Annotated in this window: 19 protein-coding genes; 9 read left to right on the forward strand and 10 right to left on the reverse strand. The window is 67.3% G+C overall.

Annotated elements, in window-relative coordinates; genetic code table 11:
* Positions 1 to 64: 64 nt before the first annotated feature.
* Complete coding sequence (locus D187_RS56970; protein WP_245591669.1) at positions 65 to 1,069, reverse strand: transposase; 1,005 nt, start codon at positions 1,067 to 1,069, stop codon at positions 65 to 67.
* Here D187_RS56970 and D187_RS59695 point away from each other — a divergent pair.
* The gene (locus tag D187_RS59695; protein WP_497463183.1) at positions 1,062 to 1,505 is read left to right on the forward strand and encodes a DUF5372 family protein; all 444 of its coding nucleotides are present in this window, start codon (positions 1,062 to 1,064) and stop codon (positions 1,503 to 1,505) included. The genes D187_RS56970 and D187_RS59695 overlap by 8 nt on opposite strands.
* Positions 1,502 to 3,625 (forward strand): recombinase family protein, encoded by a 2,124-nt coding sequence (locus D187_RS09220; protein ID WP_020917902.1) that lies wholly within the window; start codon positions 1,502 to 1,504, stop codon positions 3,623 to 3,625. Before D187_RS59695 ends, D187_RS09220 begins: the two co-directional genes overlap by 4 nt.
* 263 nt (positions 3,626 to 3,888) lie before the next feature.
* On the opposite strand, the gene D187_RS09225 is transcribed toward D187_RS09220, so the two are convergent.
* From D187_RS09225 to D187_RS09235, 3 genes are read right to left on the reverse strand one after another with little or no spacing between them, the layout of a single operon-like run.
* Entirely contained in the window at positions 3,889 to 4,566 is a 678-nt protein-coding gene (locus tag D187_RS09225) for an IS630 family transposase (RefSeq protein ID WP_002627777.1), read from the reverse strand.
* A 1-nt stretch (position 4,567) separates the two neighbouring features.
* Positions 4,568 to 4,966, reverse strand: coding sequence for a helix-turn-helix domain-containing protein (locus D187_RS53705; protein ID WP_002627778.1), 399 nt, complete (start codon positions 4,964 to 4,966; stop codon positions 4,568 to 4,570).
* Between the two features lie 41 nt (positions 4,967 to 5,007).
* Complete coding sequence (locus tag D187_RS09235; RefSeq protein ID WP_043428951.1) at positions 5,008 to 5,412, reverse strand: hypothetical protein; 405 nt, start codon at positions 5,410 to 5,412, stop codon at positions 5,008 to 5,010.
* A 173-nt stretch (positions 5,413 to 5,585) separates the two neighbouring features.
* Between D187_RS09235 and D187_RS49700 the strand changes: the two genes are divergently transcribed.
* Positions 5,586 to 7,157 (forward strand): non-reducing end alpha-L-arabinofuranosidase family hydrolase, encoded by a 1,572-nt coding sequence (locus D187_RS49700; RefSeq protein ID WP_211241482.1) that lies wholly within the window; start codon positions 5,586 to 5,588, stop codon positions 7,155 to 7,157.
* A 280-nt stretch (positions 7,158 to 7,437) separates the two neighbouring features.
* On the opposite strand, the gene D187_RS53710 is transcribed toward D187_RS49700, so the two are convergent.
* Positions 7,438 to 7,914: a winged helix-turn-helix transcriptional regulator gene (locus D187_RS53710; protein WP_002627783.1), complete on the reverse strand. Its 477-nt coding sequence runs from the start codon at positions 7,912 to 7,914 to the stop codon at positions 7,438 to 7,440.
* Between D187_RS53710 and D187_RS09250 the strand changes: the two genes are divergently transcribed.
* Positions 7,898 to 8,272 (forward strand): alpha/beta fold hydrolase, encoded by a 375-nt coding sequence (locus D187_RS09250; protein ID WP_002627784.1) that lies wholly within the window; start codon positions 7,898 to 7,900, stop codon positions 8,270 to 8,272. The genes D187_RS53710 and D187_RS09250 overlap by 17 nt on opposite strands.
* A gap of 12 nt (positions 8,273 to 8,284) precedes the next feature.
* Here D187_RS09250 and D187_RS09255 read toward each other — a convergent pair whose 3' ends face one another.
* From D187_RS09255 to D187_RS09265, 3 genes are all read right to left on the reverse strand, one after another.
* Complete coding sequence (locus D187_RS09255; protein WP_002627786.1) at positions 8,285 to 10,525, reverse strand: RCC1 domain-containing protein; 2,241 nt, start codon at positions 10,523 to 10,525, stop codon at positions 8,285 to 8,287.
* Positions 10,526 to 10,677: 152 nt separating this feature from the next.
* Positions 10,678 to 11,826, reverse strand: coding sequence for a hypothetical protein (locus D187_RS09260; RefSeq protein ID WP_155893267.1), 1,149 nt, complete (start codon positions 11,824 to 11,826; stop codon positions 10,678 to 10,680).
* Between the two features lie 368 nt (positions 11,827 to 12,194).
* Positions 12,195 to 12,563 carry a winged helix-turn-helix transcriptional regulator gene (locus tag D187_RS09265; protein WP_043428952.1) on the reverse strand — a complete coding sequence of 123 codons (369 nt, stop codon included), beginning with the start codon at positions 12,561 to 12,563 and terminating at the stop codon, positions 12,195 to 12,197.
* Between the two features lie 103 nt (positions 12,564 to 12,666).
* On the opposite strand from D187_RS09265, the gene D187_RS09270 reads away from it, so the two are divergent.
* Positions 12,667 to 13,539 (forward strand): alpha/beta fold hydrolase, encoded by an 873-nt coding sequence (locus D187_RS09270; protein ID WP_002627792.1) that lies wholly within the window; start codon positions 12,667 to 12,669, stop codon positions 13,537 to 13,539.
* Positions 13,540 to 13,585: 46 nt separating this feature from the next.
* Positions 13,586 to 13,855 (forward strand): DUF2277 domain-containing protein, encoded by a 270-nt coding sequence (locus tag D187_RS09275; RefSeq protein WP_002627794.1) that lies wholly within the window; start codon positions 13,586 to 13,588, stop codon positions 13,853 to 13,855.
* Between the two features lie 48 nt (positions 13,856 to 13,903).
* Here the strand turns inward: D187_RS09275 and D187_RS09280 are convergent, their stop codons facing one another.
* A complete protein-coding gene (locus D187_RS09280) occupies positions 13,904 to 14,284 on the reverse strand; it encodes a DUF5335 family protein (RefSeq protein WP_002627796.1) in 381 nt (126 codons plus the stop codon).
* Between the two features lie 217 nt (positions 14,285 to 14,501).
* On the opposite strand from D187_RS09280, the gene D187_RS09285 reads away from it, so the two are divergent.
* The 3 genes from D187_RS09285 to D187_RS09295 all read left to right on the forward strand — a co-directional run bounded on the left by D187_RS09285 (position 14,502) and on the right by D187_RS09295 (position 18,480).
* On the forward strand, positions 14,502 to 16,514 hold the full coding sequence (locus tag D187_RS09285) for an ATP-binding protein (protein ID WP_002627798.1): 2,013 nt from the start codon (positions 14,502 to 14,504) through the stop codon (positions 16,512 to 16,514).
* A 6-nt stretch (positions 16,515 to 16,520) separates the two neighbouring features.
* Positions 16,521 to 17,165, forward strand: coding sequence for a hypothetical protein (locus tag D187_RS09290; protein WP_002627799.1), 645 nt, complete (start codon positions 16,521 to 16,523; stop codon positions 17,163 to 17,165).
* A 73-nt stretch (positions 17,166 to 17,238) separates the two neighbouring features.
* Entirely contained in the window at positions 17,239 to 18,480 is a 1,242-nt protein-coding gene (locus tag D187_RS09295) for a GAF domain-containing sensor histidine kinase (protein ID WP_002627801.1), read from the forward strand.
* A 4-nt stretch (positions 18,481 to 18,484) separates the two neighbouring features.
* On the opposite strand, the gene D187_RS09300 is transcribed toward D187_RS09295, so the two are convergent.
* A complete protein-coding gene (locus tag D187_RS09300; protein WP_002627803.1) occupies positions 18,485 to 20,932 on the reverse strand; it encodes a S9 family peptidase in 2,448 nt (815 codons plus the stop codon).
* Positions 20,933 to 20,983: the final 51 nt, after the last annotated feature.

Consider the following 20,983-nt stretch of genomic DNA (forward strand, 5'->3'; position numbering starts at 1 on the left):
CATTGTTCCATCCCATGGACGCCGCTGTTCCAGACGCGCCACTTTGGATCCAAAACATCGCTTTCTATATCCAGCACCATGTCCCCCCCCCCCCGCTACCGGTCCTGCAACGCCGGTCTCCCCCCCTGCTGCTGCCCCCTCGAGCCGAACCCAACTCGTCAAGGCCCTCTTCGGGTTCGCCATCGTCGCAACGGTCGTCGTGGTCGCCATCGCCGACGTGTTCAACTCCACCCACCTGTTCAATCCGCGCTGGCCGGGCCATGCCCGCTTCCACATCGGAATGCAGTTCAGCGTATAGGCGGGATAGAGGCCATGTGGAGGGTGAGGGCTGGAGCGCAGGTGCCGAGGAGGACCGCGGACAGGGGCCGCCCGAGCAGTGAGCCAAGCGGGTGGACAGGCCGCGCAGCCCCTTGAGGTACACGACTGCCCAGGCCGCGCTTGCATGGGGTGCGCGGTAGGTGACTGGGCCTTTTGGCTCTGGGGAGGCGTAAGCCTCAACACCACGCGGCCTGGGGGGGCCTCGCGCAGGGGCCAGCCTCGCTCCTGCCGGGGCCAGGCCCAGGTGCTCCAGAAGCGCTCTCACCCCTCCCGCCTCGTTCACGTACGCCAGCACTCGCCGCCTGCCTCCACACCTCTCGCAGGCCAACACCTCCACCGCGAAGGTCCTTCGTAGTAGCCCTGCCCAGTCCACTCGCGCCCTCCGCTCCTTCCTCGTTTCCTGCCTCGCAGCTGCCTGGGGCGCCACGCTCGCCTCCTCCTCTCCTGCTTGGGGGACCTGAAATGGCCGCAGTCGCGCGCCTGGAGCGAAGACGCCGTGGAACCTCGTGAGGTTTGCCCGAGGCGGAGGCACCAGGGACGCCACACGCCGTAACAGTTCCAGCCCGGTGAAGAGCAGGTGCGTCGTACCGTCCGGCAGCGGGCGCTTCATTTGGTAGGCGATGCGGCCATCCTCCGCTCGTGACAAACGCTCCAGCGCCAGTGCACCGCGCGCTCCGTAGCGGCCTGGCCGCTCCACATCCCATTCGCAGACTACGACACATGCAGGACCTGTTTCGGGCTGCGTGACCATCACCCTGCCGACTCATCCGCTCCAGGGCGTGCAGTTGCCGTTCATCCGCACCGCCCGTAGCCAGGACGGCAGGCGGTACATCGACGTAGAGTACCCACCTGGCTGGTGCATGAGGCTTCCCATCGAGTGGACGGACCGCTCCTCGCCTCAGGTTCCACCCAGCATTGACGGTCGTGAGGTTCGCCTCGGCATTTCCGACCTACTCAAGCTCGCTGATGCCGTAGAGGTGGCACTTCGCCAGGAGCATGCCCCGCCGCCTGCTTATGACTCCGCAGCTGAGCATAGCTTTGTCCATGTCACCTCCTCCAACCCCTCAACCCGCATTGCCTTGGTCAACACTGCCCGCGGCAATCCGACAAGACCTCCTCAGAGCGTGGACAACCCTCCTGCACAAAATGCTTCGCGCCGAGGCCGCAAGCGCGGAGGAATGCGATGAACGAGAAGATTCGAGCAACCCATCTGGAGCGGCGCGCGATTGTCTACCTGCGACAGTCCACACTCAAGCAGGTCCACGAACACCATGAATCCACCGCTCGCCAGTATGCCCTGCAACAGCGGGCATTGGAGCTGGGTTGGCCGACCGAGCGGATAGATACCTTGGATGAGGACCTGGGCCAGAGTGGTGCAAGTGCGAGCTGGCGTGCAGGGTTCCAACGGCTGGCCGAGGATGTCGCACGCGGACGAGTGGGCGCCATCTTCTCCCTGGAGGTTTCGCGCCTGGCCCGCTCCTCAGCGGACTGGCACCGCCTGCTCGAACTGTGCGCCCTGGCCGATGTCCTCATCGCAGACGAGGACTCGGTCTACAGCCCTCGGGATTATAATGACCGCTTGTTGCTCGGTCTCAAAGGGACCATGAGCGAGGCCGAGCAGTACTGGATGCGCCTGCGCCTGCAGGGGGGCAGGCTCTCCAAGGCCAGGCGGGGCGAGCTCTTTCTCCCGCCACCAGTCGGCTACCAGTGGGATGAAGCAACTCACCGCTTGCGCCTCGACCCCGACGAGCAGGTCCAACGCATGGTGCGCCTGGTCTTCGAGCGCTTCCGCGTGGAGGGCAGCGCCTTCTCGGTCATGCGTTACTTCGAGAGAAATGGGTTGATGATGCCTGTTCGAGATCAACGCATGCATCAGGTGCGCTGGGGCCCTGCACGTCATGGCACCCTCCTCCAAATGCTTCACAATCCCGCATACGCGGGTGCCTACGTCTTTGGCCGTCGCGAGGAGCAACTAGCGTTGGTGGATGGCCAGTTGAAGCGACGACGCATCACCCGGATGCCGAAGGAAGAATGGAAGGTATGCCTGCGCGACCACCACCCAGCATACATTCCCTGGGAGGAGTACCAAGCCAACCAGAAGAAGCTCCATGAAAACCGCTCCAACTCCAAGTTGCCAGACCAACGTGGTGCTGCCCGGGAAGGGCACGCGCTGCTGCAAGGACTTGTGCTGTGTGGGCAGTGTGGCCACCGCATGCAGACGCGCTACCATGGCCTACGACGCCATGCGTACTACGAGTGCCGTAGTCCCACGCCGGAAGGTGGCGACAAGAGCATGTGCTGGATGGTCGCAGCAGCAGCGATTGATGAGGCCATTGCCAGGCTCTTTCTCGAGGTAACCCAGCCCCCAGAAATCGAACTCGGGCTCGCCGTTGCCCGAGAGGTGGAACGCCAGGTGGGCGAGGTCCATCACCAATGGAAGTTGCGCTTGGAGCGTGTCCGCTATGAGGCTCAACTGGCGGAGCGACGCTATAAGGCCATTGACCCAGACAACCGTGTCGTGGCCCGGACCCTTGAGCGCGAGTGGAACGACCGTCTTCGCGAACTCGAAGAGACTGAGCACGAGTACCAGGCGGTTCTCCAGCGCGAGAAGCTCGAACTGACGGACAGGGACCGGGCGAAAATCCTTGCTCTCGCCAAAGACCTGCCTCGCGTCTGGCATGCGAAGAGCACGACCCATGCAGAGCGCAAGAATCTCCTCCGCATCCTGGTGCGGGAGGTAACGCTGAACCCAATCGAAGTGCCCGAGCGGACGACGCGTATTCAGGTGGTCTGGCAGACGGGGGCAGTCAGTGACTTCAGCGTTCCACGCCGTACTCGATTCGATGCAAGGAAGACCTCCGCCGAGGCTATCGAGAGCATTCGCATGCTCTTCGAAGAGAAGAAGAGCGATGACGAGATCGCGGCCGAACTCAATCGGCGCGGCCTGCGCTCCGGAGTCGAGCGTCCGTGGGATGCGAAGGCAGTGAGTTGGGTCCGCTGGCGCCACGGTCTACATCGCCTGCCCTCGGCACCGCAGGCGGGGCGGCAGCCCACTCGCCGAGCCGATGGCCTCTACTCGGTGCGCGGGGTGGCTGAACATTTCAATGTTACAAAATGGATGGTATATTACTGGATAAAAGAGGGCTGGCTCAAGGGCGTCGAGGGCGGCGGGATGGGGCGCTGCTGGTGGTTCAAGCTGGACAGCCAGACAATCAAGCGCCTGACTGATGCCAAGGCCCGAGGGTATGGACCAGGTGGGCGCAGCCATTCCAAAGCCCATCTCCAGGAAGAGGGGCATTATGCATAGCGCACCCAGTCCCTGCCTGTCGTTGGCGTGCAGGTGCGTGTTGGCGTAGGGAGAAGCCCTCCAGCTACGCCCAATAGGGCTCCTGTCCTTCCTATGCGCAAGCCCTCCAGGGTATGCACCTCGTCCACGGTCGTTACGTGTACCCACTTCGTCTTCTCGTGCGGCAGTGGTTGGAGGCGAGCGGCGCTGGGATAGAGGCTCACCACGTCACGCTCCACCAGGGGCGCGGGCTAGTGGAGTGTCCGACAAGTTTTTCAACATAGTCAGGACAGGTGCCGGTCCACCCACGAGTGCATCTTGGCGCGGGTCCAGGACCAGGTGAAGGGGTGGGCGTAGAAGCGGTTGTACTCGGGCCAGCTGGCGTCGAGGTGCTCGACGAGCTCGTCACGGCTGGCCCAGTCCCCTCGTTGCAGGTAGCGCTCGGCGAAGGCGCGTAGCAGCAACTCCGCCTGGTTGAGCCAGGAGGCATGGGCTGGAGTGAAAATCACCCGGACATGCGGGTAGTGGGTGCGAAGGAAGTCGTGCGTCTGCCTGGCGGTGTGACTGGGTCCGTTGTCCCAGATGAGGTGGATGCGCCTGGCGTCGCGATGGTCCCCAAGGAACTGCGGCAGGACGGCGCGCAAGCAGTCCCCGTTGTTTCTCTCCAGGTCCCAGCTGCGCATGCGGCCGGAGTGCACCACGAGCTTGGCCAGGAGGTTCACCGTGCCACGCCGCACGTACTCGAACTCCCGGCGTTCGATGAGGCCGGGCCGCATGAGCCGCACGGGCTGCTCACCGTGCAGCACCTGGATGTTGGGCTTCTCGTCCACGCACAACACCACTTCGTCCCTCTGGGCCAACTGCTGCGCCTGCTCGTAGCACCACAGCACCTGGGCCGCTTTGTAACGGAAGGTGTCGTCCAGAGTGGGTGTCTTCCAGTAACGCGTGCGGTGAGGCTGCAAGTCAGCGTCGTGCAGGAGGAGGGCCACCGTGGAGTGGGAAATGGTGGGGGGCAATGCCCCGCTGGCGTGCCACCAGGGCCAGGCTCCGGGTGGACCAGTGCGTCATCTGCAAGCCCACGCCCGCCGGCTCACAACACGCTAACTGTTCCACCTCCACTCGCTGCAGGGGGGGGGAAAGCTCCCGCGGACGGCCGGAGCGGGGTGCATCCAGCACCACATCGACACCGTACGCTTCGTAGCGACGGCACAAGTGCCAGATGGTGGTGCGCTCCAGCTCGAGCTTGTCGGCCAGCTCCGACACGACGGTGTCCGGGTCGGTCATGGCCAGCAGGACGCGCGCTCGGCGCGCGACGCGCTGTTCAGTACGTCCGTCCTCCACCAGCGTCTTGAGGTAAGCCACTTCCCCAGGCGAGAGGTGGAGGAGGTGCGGCGGTCGTCTCCTCATCCACCCAACTTACCCGGTCTCCTCACCCCTCCAACTTGCCCGGTGGTCTCGACCATGTTGAAAAACTTGTCGGACACTCCACTAGAGTCCACGGATGAAGACCTCCACTCGACCCCCGTGGAGGGCGCGCAAGGCATGAGCAGTTCGTCCATCGGGTCCTTGAACTTGCTGAGCTCCGCTGCCGCGAAGTGCGCCACGAGGTACACCTTGCGAGGCCGGCGCTTGCGCATGGGCACCGAGAGGCCGTGCTGGGCGATGAACTCGAGCACCAACCGGGTGAAGCTCTCCACCGTGAGGAATGGCCCTGGTGGCTCGAAGACCTCGGACACCACCACGCCGTTGAGGATGCCAGCGAGCTGCACGGACAGCAGTTTGCGGTCGGGGCTACGCGCGTCCCCCATTCCACGTCGAAGCCGAGGATGGTTACATGAATGCCATAATGCATTTCCAGAATAATGCATTTCCAGAATAATCATGGTTTACAATCTTGACAGAAAGCCCTCATAGATCCACACTGGCGGGACTCGGGCGCTGATGTTCGCCCCGAGCGTCCCTACCCCACCGGAGGACCCCCATGAGTCGAAGGAACGTGGCAATCGGTTCCGCTAAAATGTTAGCGCTCACATCTCCAGGTCTCGGCGAGCCAGCGTCCCATCACCGCCTTACGACGCTGGGGCTGTCCCTCCTTCTTCTGTTCACGTTCCGGCCGGCTCCGGCCGTTGCACTGACGCGGGCCTCGCTCGGGGCAGTACCGGTTGATGCTGCCCCCGCCATCGCGGCGAGTGGGAATCTTCTGACGAACGCCGGCATGGAAAGCGGCACGACCGGTTGGTCTGCCATGGGCGCAGGAACGCCGGCATCGAACACGAGTGTCGTCCATGGCGGCACGCGGTCGCTGTCGTACACGGGCCGCACGGCTTCGTGGAACGGACCGAGCCAGAGTGTGACATCCCTGCTGGCCAATGGCGCCAGTTTCACGACGAGCGTATGGATGCGAACGCAGAGCGGAGCCCCCACCGCCAAGGTCACTCTGGCTTTGACCGCCAACGGGACGACGAACTACATCACCCTGGCGCAGGGCGCGGTGAACGCATCCGCTTGGACGCAGCTGACCGGCACCACAACCGTGTCCTGGACCGGGACGTTGTCATCCGCGACGATCTATGTGGAGACGCTTGCCGACACCGACAGCTTCTTCATCGACGACGCTTCGTTCGTCAACAATTCGTCGGGCGGGACGTGCGCCCTTCCTTCGACGTACCGTTGGACTTCGACGGGACCTCTCGCGAGTCCGAAATCGGGCTGGGTCTCGCTCAAGGACTTCACCAACGTCGTCTACAACGGCAAGCATCTCGTCTACGCGACGACGCACGACACGGGAACGTCGTGGGGTTCGATGAACTTCGGCCTCTTCACCAACTGGTCTGACATGGCCACCGCCCCTCAGAACGGGATGTCCTCTTCCGCCGTCGCCCCCACGCTCTTCTACTTCGCCCCGAAGAACATCTGGGTACTGGCCTACCAGTGGGGCGCAACCGCTTTCGTCTACCGGACGTCGACCGACCCCAGCAACGCGAATGGGTGGTCGTCCCCGCGCGAGCTGTTCTCCGGAACGATCTCCGGTTCCAGCACCGGGCCCATCGACCTGACGCTGATCGGCGACGACACGAACATGTACCTGTTCTTCGCCGGGGACAATGGGAAGATCTACCGAGCCAGTATGCCGATCGGCAACTTCCCGGCCAGCTTCGGTACGGCGTCGACAATCGTCTTGAGCGACACTACGAACAACCTGTTCGAGGCCGTTCAGGTCTACAAGGTCCAGGGCCAGAACCAGTACCTCATGATCGTCGAGGCAATCGGCGCCAACGGCAGATACTTCCGCTCGTTCACGGCAACCAGTCTTGCCGGATCGTGGACGCCGCAGGCCGCAACCGAGAGCAACCCCTTCGCCGGCAAGGCCAACAGCGGCGCCACCTGGACCAATGACATCAGCCACGGCGATCTGGTCCGCAGCAACCCCGACCAGACCATGACCGTCGACGCGTGCAATCTGCAATTGCTGTATCAGGGACGCAATCCCAACTCTGGTGGTGACTACGGTCGTCTGCCATACCTTCCGGGTCTGCTGACGCTACAGCGCTAGCACATCTTTCGACCGCGCCTACGGCGCTTTCACCTCAACCATGAAGGTCCGCCATCCCGGTCGGACCTGGAGACAAACTGCCCATGGGGTGTGGTTCTCATACTGATCACCCATTGTGATTCCAGGCACCTACTGTTACCGCGCAGGCTTGTTGATGGAGATGTGAGCACGCTTGTTGATGGTCACGCGGAGAGGATGGAGTCACCACACTGGGTGATGGAATGGGCCGGACGGCGAGCCACCGGGAGATGAGCGAGGGTGGCTCGCCGGCAGGTGGCCGCTACGCCAGCGAGGGGCTGTGCTGGCGCTCGAGGATCTCGCGGACGATGTCGGAGTCGACGAGCTTGCGCTTGCGGCGTGCGGCCTTTTGCAGGCACAGGGAGGCGAGCCGGTCGAGGTCGCCCTCACCTTCAACCGGCCTCCCATTTTTCTTATGCTCCCGCGAGCTCGGCCGCGCGCTCCGGGCGCACGGTGCAGGAGAGGACCCTCCATCCGCGAAACCAGTCGAGCGGCTCGGTCTGGACACACCGGACGAAGGCCTCGAAGCCACTCTCGAAATCCGGGGCGTCGAAGTGAGGGTCTGTCCCAGCATCTTCTGCGACACCCCTTGGAGCCGTCGCTTCAACTCGTTGAAGCGCGTGGGTTGCTTCACGAGCACCCCCAGCAGCAGCACGGTCCACTTGTCGCCGATCTGATCCAACACCAGACGCGCCGGACAGCGCGCCGAGTAGGCATCTCCCTTGCGCTCCTTCTTCATCGCCAGCATCTGGGAGGGTCGCACCAGCTACCTGGCGCCCAACGCGGACTACATCGCGCACCTGGGCGAGGACGAGTTCTCCCTGGCCTTCGCGCGCATCGAGTGCCACTACTTCGTCAACCGCGCATTCCTGCACAGTGACACGCAGCTGCTCGACGACGTGCCCCGCATCCGCCACATCCCGGCCGTCATCGTCCAGGGCCGCTATGACATCTGCGGCCCCATGGACAGCGCCTGGGCGCTGCACAAGACGTGGCCGGAGGCGGAGCTGAAGATCATCCCGGACGCGGGGCACGCGGCGTACGAGCCGGGCACCACGCACGCGCTCGTGGATGCCACGGATCGTTTTCGCCGCTGAGAGAGGGCCCGACTACAGACCCGTCACGGCGACCGGCGCCGGGGGAGTCAGGGTGGAGCCGTTGCCGAGTTCGCCATGGCTGTTGTCTCCCCAGGCGTGCACGGCGCCACTGGAGAGGAGCGCCAGCGACTGGTTGCCACCGGCGGTGACGGCCACGACGTTCGTCAGACCGGGGACCGGCGCGGGCGTCTGGCGGTAGTTGGCGGTGGAGCCGTCACCGAGCTGGCGGGCGTAGTTGTAACCCCAGGCATACACGGTGCCATCCGCGCGCAGCGCCAGCGAGTGGTCCCATCCGGTGGCGATGGCCACCACGTTCGTCAGGCCGGGCACCTGCACGGGGGTGTTGCGCTGGACGGTGGTGCCATCGCCGAGCTGGCCAAAGTCGTTACGGCCCCAGGCATACACGGTGCCATCCGCGCGCAGCGCCAGCACATGGTTGGCGCCGGCGGCGATGGCCACCACGTTCGTCACGCCGGGCACGGCCTTGGGCGTGGGGCTGTAGGTGTCGTAATCCCGGCCGAGCGGGCCGTAGACGCCGTAGCCCCAGGACTGGACGGTGCCGTTGGACTGCAAGGCGAGCGAGTAATCGCCACCGGCGGCGATGGCCACCACGTTCGTCAGGCCGGAGACGGCCACGGGCGTCCAGCGGTTGGAGGTGGAGCCGTCGCCGAGCTGGCCATTCATGTTGTAGCCCCAGGCACGCACGGTGCCGTCGGAGAGCAGCGCCAGCGCGTGGTACAGCTTGCCTCCCGAGAGGGCCACGACGTTCGTCAGGCCGGACACCTGCACGGGGGTGCCGCGCTGGTTGGTGGTGCCATCCCCGAGCTGACCGGAGGCATTGTTGCCCCAGGCGCGCACGGTGCCGTCGGAGAGCAGCGCCAGCGAGTGGTCATAGCCGGCCGTGAGGGACACCACCCCCGTCAGGGCGGGCACCACCACCGGCGCGGTGCGCTGGGCGGTGGAGCCATCGCCGAGCTGGCCGTAGGTGTTGTGACCCCAGGCGCGCACGGTGCCATTGGCGAGCACCGCCAGCGAGTGGTAGCCACCCGCCGCGAGAGCCGCCACGCCCGTCAGGCCCGGGAGACCCACCGGCAGGGTGCGCTGGGTGGTGGTGCCATCGCCGAGCTGGCCCGAGACATTGGCACCCCAGGCGCGTGCGGTGCCGTCGGCGAGCAGGGCCAGCGAATGGTTGCCACCGGCGGAGAGCGCCGTCACGCCCGTCAGGCTGGAGACGAGCACCGGCGAGGTGCGGTTGCTGACCGTGCCATCGCCGAGCTGGCCCGAAACGTTGGAGCCCCAGGCCCGCGCGGTGCCGTCGGCGAGCAGGGCCAGCGAGTGGCCGCCACCGGCCGAAATCTCCGTCACCCCGGTCAGGCCGGGGACGGCGACCGGCGTGGCGCGTTGGGTGGTGGTGCCATCGCCGAGTCGGCCCGAGGCGTTGTAGCCCCAGGCGCGCACGGTGCCATCGGCGAGCACCGCCAGCGAGTGGTTGGCACCGGCCGCGATCGCCGTCACGCCCGTCAAGCTGGAGACGAGCACCGGCGAGGTGCGTTGGGTGGTGGTGCCATCCCCGAGCCGGCCATAGGTGTTGTTGCCCCAGGCGCGCACGGTGCCATCGGCGAGCACCGCCAGGGAGTGGTTCTCACCGGCGGCGATGGCCACCACGCCCGTCAGCCCGAGCACCGCGACGGGGGTGCGACGTTGGGTGGTGGTGCCATCCCCGAGCTGGCCATAGGCGTTGTAGCCCCAGGCGCGCACGGTGCCGTCGGAGAGCAGGGCCAGCGCGTGGTTGTTGCCCGCGGCGATGGCCACCACGCCCGAGAGGCCGGGCACGGCGCCGGGCGAGGCGCGGTGGGGGGTGGTGCCATCCCCGAGCTGGCCATAGGTGTTGTTGCCCCAGGCGCGCACGGTGCCATCCCCGAGCAGTGCCAGCGAATACTCGCCGCCCGCGGAGACCGCCACCGCGCCCGCGAGGCCCGGCACCGCCGTGGGTGAGGAGCGTTGGGTGGTGGTGCCATCTCCGAGCTGTCCGGAGGCATTGTCCCCCCAGGCGCGTACGGTCCCATCCGGGGTGGCGAGCAGGGAGTGGGCCTTGCCCGAGGCCAGGCGGACGGCCCGTGGACTTCCGGACCGCAAGGGACGGGCCTGCACGGCCTCGGCCGCATCCTTCGAGGAGGCAGGCGCGCCGCAAGCAGCGGCCAGAAGCCCTCCCAGAGACAGCAACAGCAACGACCAGCGTCTCGAGATCCGCACGTTCAAGTCCCTCCCCACAAAGCGGGCTGACAGGTGGAATTCCCAGCGAAACCCGTATACCTCATAAAACCCGCCCAGAGTCTACTCCGGACACTGGCTGACGACGGGCGGCAGCAAGGGCGGCCTGGTTGAGCCGGTCGTGGCGGCTCGGCTCACCACGCCGAGCTCGACCAGGTCAGGTCGGCCCACGTGCTCCCGAAGGCGTCGGTCCCCGAGGTCTCGAGGACGTGACCGAAGCAGGTCTCGGCGACGAGCACCGAGGCCACCGACGCGCCAGAAGTCCAACGGCCTTCGCCCGCGGTGATCCGGATCTGCTCGACGCCCCATTCGTAGGCGAAGCCAGTCCCCGAGACCACGAGCGTGTTGCTCTGGCCGTTCACCGTCGTGGGCTCCGAACCGGTGCAGCCGGTGAGCGCATGACAACGCCGGCTGGCTTGCATCTCGGAGGCTGAACGAGACAGGCGCGTCTGGCCGGGCGTGAACTTCGCGGCGATGGCGCTGTTGGCAAGCGCGGTCCCCGTGCAGGTGGCGGAGCCCACGTTGAACACCGGATCGGGCGTCCGAGTGGCCGGCTTGAACGAGAACCGGGCGAGCTCGAACTCCTCGAGGACCGAGCCGTCACCCTGGTTCGTCCGCGAGAGCGTCGACGCGAACGAAACGCAGGCGTCTCCCTCCGGCAGCAGCGTCATCCTCATCCGGAAGGGACGCGAGGCGACGCTCTTGAGGATGAGCTGGCCGTCCGCGACGGTCAGCGACAGGGCCTTCAGGAGCGCGCCCGCGTCGTCCTCGTGGCGCAGCTCAAGGCGATCCTCGGGACGCAGTCCCAGGCTGACCTGGTAGTCCGGCTGCACGTCGTTCGCCAGCCAGCTCCACGCCGTGCAGCCGGTCACGGCGTTGCAGCGGCGCGTCGTCCGGCGCGTCCGCAGCGCCGAGCGTGTCCCATTCCAATTCTGCCCGTTGGCCAGCTTGAGCGAGCCGTAGCCTTGCGGAACGAACGCGCGGAACTGCTCGGCCGTGAGCGGCTCCCCCTGGCACTCGTAGACCGCGCTGGGGCGCGAGGGGTCGTCGAGCTCCGGGAACGTGGTGCTGTTCGTCCCGGCATCGCCGGTGCCGCCCTGCGTGCCGCCGTCAACGGTGCTGCCCCCGTCAACGGTGCTGCCTCCGTCGACGGTGCTGCCTCCGTCGACCTCGACACCGGCATCGGCGTGGGTGCCGGCATCATCGCCGGACCCGGCGTTCGGGCGCTCATCCTTCGTTTCGCCACATGAGGCGACCAGGATGGCGACAACGACTGCTGTCAAGCTGAAGCGCCTCATGACCCGTTCTCCCGCGCCTCTTTCGTTGCAGGGGCCCGAAGAGCGCGCATCTGGGACCCTCCGCTGAGTGTGCGACAGGTCCTGTAGGGGACGCTCCCCTAGCACGCGGGAACCCGTATTCACAACCCATGGCCGAGCCGGGCCCGAGAAATGGCGACGCTACGCACCTGATATCGTGAGGGCCTTCTCCGCCGCGAGCCACCGTCCCATGCCGCAGACCCGCCGCCTGCTGTCTTTGATTCTGTTTGCGCTGTCGCCAGCCTGGAGCATAGGAAGGACAGGAGCCCTATCTGGCTGTGGCGGCCCGAGCTTCAACACCACAGCGGCCATCCGGATGCCCGTCCCGTCCCTGTTCAAGGACGCGCGTCGAAGCGCTCCTGGGCCCGGGCGACCTCGTCGATGTGTTGCTCGGCCCACTGGCGAAGCGCGTCCACCGTGCCCGCGAGCGTCCGCCCGAGCGGAGTGATGGCGTACTCCACGGAGACCGGAACCGTGGCGAAGACCTGCCGGGTCACCAGACCGTTGCGCTCGAGCTTCTTGAGGGTCTGTCCCAGCATCTTCTGCGACACCCCTTGGAGCCGTCGCTTCAACTCGTTGAAGCGCGTGGGTTGCTTCACGAGCACCCCCAGCAGCAGCACGGTCCACTTGTCGCCGATCTGATCCAACACCAGACGCGCCGGACAGCGCGCCGAGTAGGCATCTCCCTTGCGCTCCTTCTTCATCGCCACCAGGGTTCCCTCCAGGTAACCAGAACACTTCCAGGTATCCTCTTTACACCAGGTCTCTCCAAGTGACTAATGCGTGCCTTCCCACGAGGAGACACGCATGAAGCCTTCCCCACGACCGCTCAAGACCCTGGAGGCCCCCGGCTTCGGGCACCACTTCGCGCGGGTCAATGGCATCCAGGTGCACTACACGCTCGCCGGTCACGGCGGCGAACCCCTGCTGCTGCTGCATGGCTGGCCGTTCACCTGGTTCACCTGGGCACGCGTCATTCCCACCCTGGCCGCGACCCGGACGGTGATCGCCCCGGACCTGCGTGGCTTCGGGCACAGCAGCCGGCCCCAGACGGGTTATGACCTGCACACCCTGGCCGACGATGCCGCCGCCCTGCTCGAGCATCTCGGAGTGCGCCGCGCCGATGTCGTCGCGCACGATCTCGGTACGGAGGTCGCCTTCATGCTGGCGTTGCGCCACCCGGGCAAGGTGCGCCGGTTGGTGTTGAGCGAGGCCCTCCTCGCGGGCCTGCCGGGCGCGGAGTCCTTCCTCGCGCAGGGCAAACCGTGGTGGTTCGGCTTCCACGAGGTGCCCGAACTGGCGGAGCGCGTCCTGGTCGGCAACGAGGGGGCCTATCTCGACTGGTTCTACGTCCATCACACCTACGGGCAACGGGGCATCCGGCCCGAGGCGCGTGAGGAATACGTGGCCGCCTTCTCCGGAGAGGAGGGCCTGCGGGGTGGCTTCGGACCCTACCGGGCCTTCAAGGGCAACGCCGCCCTCATCCAGGAGGCCGCGCGGTCCCGCCTGAGGATTCCGACCCTGGCGCTGGGCGGAAACGTGGTCGGCGAGGCGTTGTATCGCCAGCTCGTGCCCATCGCCGACGACGTGGCCGGACACCTCATTCCCGAGTGCGGCCATGCCATTCCGGAGGAGCGTCCCGAGGAGCTCCTGCGTCATCTGGCCCACTTCCTCGGCTGAAGCCCGGAGCGCGGAAGCATGGGCCGGGAGCTGCTAGACTTGGGACATGTGCCGGAACATCAAGCCCCTGTTCAACTTCGCGCCTCCCGCCACCGACGAAGACATCCGCGCGGCGGCGCTGCAGTTCGTCCGGAAGATCGCCGGCACTCGCAAGCCGTCGAAACAGAACGCCGACGCCTTCGAGATCGCCGTCGAGGAGATCTTCCAGAGTTCCAAGCGCATGCTCGAGGGGCTGGTGGCGACGACGCCGCCCCGGGATCGCGTGAGCTTCGAGGCGGCCAAGCGGCTGCGCTTCAAGAAGGCCGAGCCCCGCTGAGCCAGCGCGCCTGGAGCCACGCCCCAGGCGCGTCACCGGCTCGCAAGCTCAGATCGGGGCCGCCATGTCGTCGAAGACGGAGGTGCGCTCGAAGAAGATGAGCGTCTTGCCATTTCCGCGCTCACAGATCTCCAGACACTCCAACACGCCGCCATTGCCGTTCAACTCGGCGACGAGGCGCTCCGGTTCGAGGATCCGATGGGTGATTGACTCGTTCTCGCGGCCCACGATGATCTGCACCGCGCCCGCCTCACTGCCCTTGGTCTCCAGCATGATGTCGACGAGCGGCAGGCGTTCGGACAGGGGCTGGTCTCCCATCTCGGGGCTGATGGACTCGACGCGCACCCATTCGTCGTGTTCCTGCTTGCTGATCCGGGCGAGGTAATCCGCCCATTGCTCCCGGGGAATCTCCTGGTTGATGTGTGTCATGGGGCGCCTCCGCGCTGTCGTGTTGCCCTTGAACCGTAAGTCCTGTGCCGCGCGGATGACGGGTCCGCCTCCCCGATGCGCCGGGGGGCCCCCGACCAGGCCCTGGCTCGTCGACGCCCAGGACACGTCCGGACCTCCCCCCGGAGACCCTTCTCCCCGTGCGGACGAGCGGACGCCATCCCCCCACGCTCCAGGGGCGCGGATAGACTGGGGTTGGATGATCCCCCCTCTCCTGCCGCTCGATGAACCCAGGCGACTCCAGGCCCTGTTGCGCCTGGGCCTGTTGGACACCCCGGCCGAGGAGCGCTTCGACCGCATCGTCCGGATGGCGGCGCGGATGTTCCAGGTCCCCATCTCCCTCGTGTCGCTGCTGGACGAGTCGCGGCAGTGGTTCAAGGCGCGGGTGGGCCTGGATACCCCCTCCACGGCGCGCGGCATCTCCTTCTGCGGCCACGCCATCCTCACCGCCCACACCTTCGTGGTGCGCGACGCCCTGGAGGATCCGCGCTTCGCCGACAACCCGCTCGTCACGAGCACGCCCCACGTGCGCTTCTACGCGGGCCATCCCATCCACGCCTCGGACGGCAGCCCCGTGGGAACACTCTGCCTCCTCGACCGCCGGGCACGCGACTTCTCCGAGGCGGAGCGCCAGCAGTTGGAGGACATGGCCTCGTGGGTGGAGCTGGAACTCAATGCCCTCTCCATGAAGGAGGCACGCACCGCGCTGGCCCAGCAGGAGCGCTTCTTCGAGCTGTCGGTGGACATGCTCTGCATCGCCGGACTGGATGGAACCTTCCGGCAACTCGGCCAGGCGTGGACGCGCACGCTCGGCTACTCCGAGCAGGCGCTGTTGGCGAGGCCGCTGCTGGAGCTGGTGCACGAGGAGGATCGCGCCGCCACCGCCGAGTGGTTGGCGCGCGGGGCCCGGGGCGAGCCGCTCCCCCGCTTCGAGCACCGCTGCCAGGGTCAGGACGGCACCTGGCACTGGCTCCAGTGGAACGCCACCGTCAACGTGGAGGAGGGCATCTTCTACGGGGTGGCGCGCAACGTCACCGAGCAGAAGCGCCTGGAGGCCGAGCAGCGACAGGTGGAGCTGATGAAGAGCGAGTTCGTCTCCACCGTCAGCCATGAGCTGCGCACGCCCCTGACCTCCATTCGCGGCTCGCTCGGCCTGCTGGAGGGGGGCATCCTCGGGGAGCTGCCTCCCCAGGCCCAGGACATGGTGCGCATCGCGCGGACCAACACCGAGCGCCTCATCCGCCTCATCAACGACATCCTCGACCTGGAGAAGATGGAGTCGGGCAAGCTGGACTTCCAGCTCGAGCCCCTGGAGCTGGGCACGCTGCTCGCCCAGGCCGTCGAGGCGCACCAGGGCTACGCGCAGGAGTGCGATGCCCGGGTGGAGCTGGCGCTGGAGGCACCCGGCGCCCGGGCCCTCGTCGACGGAGACCGCTTCCTCCAGGTGCTCGCCAACCTGTTGTCCAACGCGCTCAAGTTCTCCCCCCGCGGCGAGCGCGTCACGCTGCGGCTGGAGCGGGTGGGCTCGCGGCTGCGCGTGAGCGTGGAGGATCACGGCCCGGGCATCCCCGAGTCCTTCCGCGCGCGCATCTTCGAGAAGTTCGCCCAGGCGGATGGCTCGGACAGCCGGCGCAAGGGAGGCACCGGACTGGGGCTCTCCATCACCCGGGCGCTGGTGACGCAGCAGGGAGGCACGCTGGATTTCGTTTCACGCGAGGGCGTTGGCACCACCTTCCGGGTGGAGCTGCCCGAGTGGCATGCCCCGGCGGACCCCCGCGACCCGCCCGTGCCGCTCCGGGAGATGACGGCCGTGGCGTCCGGGCCAGGATCCGGTCGTCCCCGCCTGCTGCACGTGGAGGCGGACGAGGACAACCGCCGCGTGGTGGCGGACGTGTTGAGGGACGTGGCGGACATGGTCCCCGCGCGCAACCCACCGGAGGCCGAGTCCGCGCTCCGCGCCGAATCCTTCCCGTTGGTCATCGCCGAGAACGTCCTGCCCGAGGGCGGACTGCTGCCCCTGGAGCCACTGCTCGCCACCGCTCCGGTGGTGCTCTTCTCCGTGCGCGAGGCCGAACCGGAGCTGGCCCGCCAGGTGTCCGCCGTGCTGGTGAAGTCCCGTGCCACCAACGAGGAGCTGCGCGCCGTCGTCCTCCGCCTGCTGCGCGCCTCCTCCCTCCGCTCCCCTTCCCCGCCTCCGAGCGGCGCGTCCTGACCCTTCATGCGAGCGCTCTGCCTCCTTCTCCTGTTGCTCGCGCCCTCCGCGTTCGCCGCCGAGGGCACCACGCTGCGGATCCGCTGCGTCGAGACCTGCACCGTCCTCCTCGAGGGGAAGCCGGGCCGGCGCCTTCATGACGCCCCGTGGGATTGGGAGTTCAAGGATGTCGCTCCCGGCAAGCGGCGCCTCGAGGTGAAGGGCTTCCTCGGCCGTTCCCTGGCCACCCGCTATCTCGACATCCCAGACGTGCCCGAGACCAGCGTCTATGTCGACGCGAAGGGCGGGCTGCTCGTGTCCCCGCGGGAGTCCTCGTCTCCGAAGAGCGGCGCGGGCTCCCGCCCGGTGGCTCCCGTGGCGCGGAAGAAGGAGGCCGGCTCCATCCTCCACGTCCGCTGCCAGAAGTCCTGCTCCGTGGCGGTGGACCATGTGCGCAGGCCCTCCGATGATGGGCGGACCGCCATCGTCCACGGCCTCGTGCCGGGCACCCACCAGGTCGAGGCGGAACTCCTGTTCGGTGGCGGAGTCCGGCGCGCCTCCATCGAGGTTCCTCCCGCCAGTGAGGTGTTCGTCTACGCCGCCGGCTCGGGGCTCCAGGTCACCAACACCCGGCCGCTCGGGAAGAGGCCAGGCCACCCGGCGGGCAGGTAGACCCTCGCACCCTGGTCCTGCATCCTTCTCGGGTTCATCGTGCAGCCATCCTCGTCATGGCCATCGTGAGGCCATGACCTCGGAGAAGAAGGAAGGTACACCGGAGCAGCGAGACCGGATGCTCCAGGCGCTCGAGGAGTTGCTGGAGATCACGCCCACGGATGTGGAGTCGGCGATGGGTCAGGTCGCCCAGTGCGTCATCGAACTCACCCGCGCCGACAAGGTCGACGTGTTCCTCTTCGAGCCGTCCACCACCACCCTCGTCGCCGTGGGGACGAGTGACAGCCCGCTGGGCAGGAAACAAAAGGCCTTGGGCCTGGACCGCATTCCCGTCACCAACGGAGGGCGGACCGTGGAGGTCTTCCAGACGGGCAAGACGTGGCACCACCCCCGCCAGGATGAGGATCCGGACGAGCTGGTGGGAATCAAACAAGGGCTTGGTGTCCGCTCACATATCGGAGTCCTCATCGAGGTGGGCGGCAAGCCCAGGGGAGTGCTCGACGTGCAGTCCTGCACCCCGGACTTCTTCAACACGGACGATGTGCGCTTCCTCGAATCGGCGGCCCGATGGGTGGGCATCGTGGCCCACCGGGTCGAACTCGGCGAAGCACTGACCAAGGCAGCCCTGGAGCAGGGTCGCCGCACCGCCGCCGAGGAGCTCATCACCGTCCTGGCGCACGACCTGGGCAACCACCTGACGCCCATGCGGATCCGCCTCGAGTTGATCCACCGGCGCGCGGCCCGGGAGAAGGCCGTGCCCTACCTGCGCGATGTCGAAGCCGCCGAGCAATCCCTCAAGGCACTCAGCCAGCTCATCTCGGACCTCTTGGACGTGGGCAGGCTGGAGCAGGGACTCTTCACCCTGCAGCAGTACCCGGTGGATCTGGTGGCGCTCGCCGAGGAGGTGGCCCAGGTGGCCAGTACCCCCGGCAAGGAGGTCCAGCTCACCGGCATGCAGGAACTGGTGGCGCAAGCGGATCCGGCCCGCCTCCGCCAGGCACTCGCGAACCTGGTGGCCAATGCGCAGAAGTACTCCCCGGTCGACCTACCGGTGAACATCGACGTCAACCGCCAGCAGCGCGAGGACGGAGCGTGGGCCCTCATCTCGGTGAAGGATCAGGGGCCCGGCATCGCCCCGGAGGTGATGCCCCGGCTCTTCGAGCGCTTCTCCAAGGGACCGGGCTCCAAGGGGCTCGGCCTCGGGCTGTACCTCGTGCGCAGCATCGCCGAGGCGCACGGCGGCACGCTGACGGTGCGGTCGGAACTCGGCAAGGGAGCCCTCTTCGTCCTGGCGCTGCCACTCATCGAGGAATGAGCGCCTACCGCGTCTCCGGCTTTCCACCGGCCACGGGCGCGGGCGCGTTCTTCACGTAGCGCTCGAGCCACTGGGCCATCTCCCAGAGCGTGTGCCCGGTCGACTCCATGGCGCGGTAGCCATGCGGCTCGTTCGGCAACACGACGTAGCGCACGGTCGCGCCATTGCCCTTGAGCGCGGCGTAGAAGCGCTCCGACTGGACCGGGAAGGTGCCCTGGTTGTCGTCGGCTCCGCCATGGATGAGCAGCAGGGGCTCGTTGATCTGATGGGCGAACGTGAATGGGCTCATCTTCGTGTAGATGTCCGTCGCCTGCCAGTAGGTGCGCTGCTCGGACTGGAAGCCGAACGGGGTGAGCGTCCGGTTGTACGCGCCCGAGCGCGCGAGGCCCGCGCGGAACAGATCGGTATGGGCGAGCAGGTTGGCCGTCATGAAGGCGCCATAGCTGTGACCGCCCACCGCCAGGCGGTGACGATCGGCCACCCCCAGCTTCACCACCGCGTCGACGGCGGCCTCGGCGTCCGCCTTCAGTTGCTCGATATAGGTGTCGTTGGGCTCGGTCCCATTCGGACCGACGATTGGCATGGCGGGACCGTCCAGCACCGCGTAGCCCTGGGTCAGCATGAACAGGTGGCTGCTGCCGCGCGGGCGGGTGAAGCGGTTGCCCTGATCCACCGTCTGCCCGGCGACCTTGGGATCCGTGTACTCGGCCGGATAGGCCCACAGCAGCGTCGGCAGCGGCCCGTCCCGCTTCGGCTCGTAACCGGCCGGCAGGTAGAGCGTGCCCGACAAGGGCAGGCCATCGGCCCGGGCATAGGTGATGGTCTTCTGGGCGACGCCCGCGAAGATCGGCGCTGGATCCATGAAGGCGGTGACCGCCTTGGCCTTGCCCGTCTTCACCGTGCGGATGAAGTAGTTCGGCGTCTCCTTCGCGCTCTCGCGGCGGGTCAGGATGCGGCCGCCGCCCTCGTCGAGCAACGCCACCACGTCCTCATAGTAGGGGGCCTTGGCGACCCACAGCCGCGTCGCCTTGCCGTCCGCGAGCTCCTGCCGATCGAGGAAGGGAAAGGCGCCCTCGCGCGTCGCGCCCTCGCCCGACACGAAGAGGGCGCGCCCATCCGGCGTGTAGCGCATCACCGGCTTGCCCGCGGCGTTGTCCTCCAAGAGCGGCATCCCGGGATCGCCATACTGGTCCTGGTAGTTGCGCTCGACGATCAGCCGCGCCGTGCCGGGCTTGGAGGGATCCACCGCCGAGCGCCGCTCGGTGCGCGTCTTCCACTTGCGATCGATCACCAGCGCATGGTCGCCACGGCCCCAGAGAACCTTCGCGAACCGGTGCTGGAGATCCGCGAGCTTCACCGGCGCCACGTCGAACGGGGCCGCCTGCATCCACAGGCGATCATGGAAGGGCACGTTCGCCTTGGGATCGCCCCCATCCTGGGCCTCGGCCCAGAGCAGCGTCGCCGGAGCATCGGAGCGCCACTTCACCTCGCGCGGGCCCTTGACGGCCGCATCGAAGTCGACCGGCAGATCATCCGCCAGCGGCCGGTCGGCGATCGTCTTCACCGGCTGCCCGTCCAGGGTCGACACCGCGATCACCGTGGGGAACAAGGGGGCGGGCAGCAGATAGGAATAGGGCCGCTTCAGCGTTTCGGTGAGCAGATAGCGGCCGTCCGGCGACACGGAGAAATCAGTGATCAGCCCCGGCGCGCCGATCGCCCGCGACGCCGAGCCATCGAGGGGAACACGCTCGAGCTGGCCGGTGAAGTAATGGTCGAACAGCGCCTCGTCCGCCGCGTTCTGGAGCAGGTCCTGATAGGTGCGCGCGGCCGTCACCCGGCCGATGCTCTCCTCCACGATCGGGCCGGTGGGCGTGCCGGAGGCGACCGGTGGCTCGCCCCGATCCGCCTTCACCCGCCGCACGATCAGGGCGCGGCTGTCCGGCGTCCAGTCGTAGGGCGTGCCGAAGGCGGCGTTCAGCCCCGTCACCAGGAGCCGCGCCGAGCCGTCCCGCTCCGCCACCCACAGCGCCAGCCCCTCCGGCTGCTGGACGATGAGCGCGAGCCGCTTGCCGTCCGGAGACCAGTCCGGCGCGAAGAAACGCGCATCGGCCGGCAGGCGCACCGGTGTCACCTTCCCGCTCGCCACCTCCTGGAAGGACAGCGAGTTGCTCCACTGCACGCGCACCTCCGCCGGTCCATTGGTGGCCGGATCGATGCGGTAGCCGCCCAGCCGCAGGATTGGCTTCGACACGTTGGCGATGGTCGGCAGGTTCTCGCGGCCCAGGAGCGCCATCGTCTGGTGATCCGGACTCACGCGCACCGTCGGCGTGGGAGGCGCCGCGAGGATCCGCGCGATCGGCGCGGGCGGCGTGTGGTAGCCACTCTCGATCGCCGGGGACGGAGCGGTGGCAGTGGCGGACAGGAGCGCGGTGAGCAGGGAGGTCGGGATCATCTGGATGGGGGGAGAGAGGCGTGGGCCCGCACCGGGAGCAGGCGCAGCGGG

It is taken from the genome of Cystobacter fuscus DSM 2262 (genome assembly GCF_000335475.2).
Lineage (GTDB): Bacteria > Myxococcota > Myxococcia > Myxococcales > Myxococcaceae > Cystobacter > Cystobacter fuscus.

Coding starts and splice junctions, on each gene's coding strand:
- D187_RS09270 (WP_002627792.1), top strand. CDS start 12,667: ATGAAGCCTTCCCCACGACCGCTCAAGACCCTGGAGGCCCCCGGCTTC.
- D187_RS09235 (WP_043428951.1), bottom strand. CDS start 5,412: ATGGGGGACGCGCGTAGCCCCGACCGCAAACTGCTGTCCGTGCAGCTC.
- D187_RS09265 (WP_043428952.1), bottom strand. CDS start 12,563: ATGAAGAAGGAGCGCAAGGGAGATGCCTACTCGGCGCGCTGTCCGGCG.
- D187_RS09295 (WP_002627801.1), top strand. CDS start 17,239: ATGACCTCGGAGAAGAAGGAAGGTACACCGGAGCAGCGAGACCGGATG.
- D187_RS09290 (WP_002627799.1), top strand. CDS start 16,521: ATGCGAGCGCTCTGCCTCCTTCTCCTGTTGCTCGCGCCCTCCGCGTTC.
- D187_RS09285 (WP_002627798.1), top strand. CDS start 14,502: ATGATCCCCCCTCTCCTGCCGCTCGATGAACCCAGGCGACTCCAGGCC.
- D187_RS09280 (WP_002627796.1), bottom strand. CDS start 14,284: ATGACACACATCAACCAGGAGATTCCCCGGGAGCAATGGGCGGATTAC.
- D187_RS09220 (WP_020917902.1), top strand. CDS start 1,502: ATGAACGAGAAGATTCGAGCAACCCATCTGGAGCGGCGCGCGATTGTC.
- D187_RS53710 (WP_002627783.1), bottom strand. CDS start 7,914: ATGAAGAAGGAGCGCAAGGGAGATGCCTACTCGGCGCGCTGTCCGGCG.
- D187_RS09275 (WP_002627794.1), top strand. CDS start 13,586: ATGTGCCGGAACATCAAGCCCCTGTTCAACTTCGCGCCTCCCGCCACC.
- D187_RS56970 (WP_245591669.1), bottom strand. CDS start 1,069: ATGGTCACGCAGCCCGAAACAGGTCCTGCATGTGTCGTAGTCTGCGAA.
- D187_RS49700 (WP_211241482.1), top strand. CDS start 5,586: ATGAGTCGAAGGAACGTGGCAATCGGTTCCGCTAAAATGTTAGCGCTC.
- D187_RS09300 (WP_002627803.1), bottom strand. CDS start 20,932: ATGATCCCGACCTCCCTGCTCACCGCGCTCCTGTCCGCCACTGCCACC.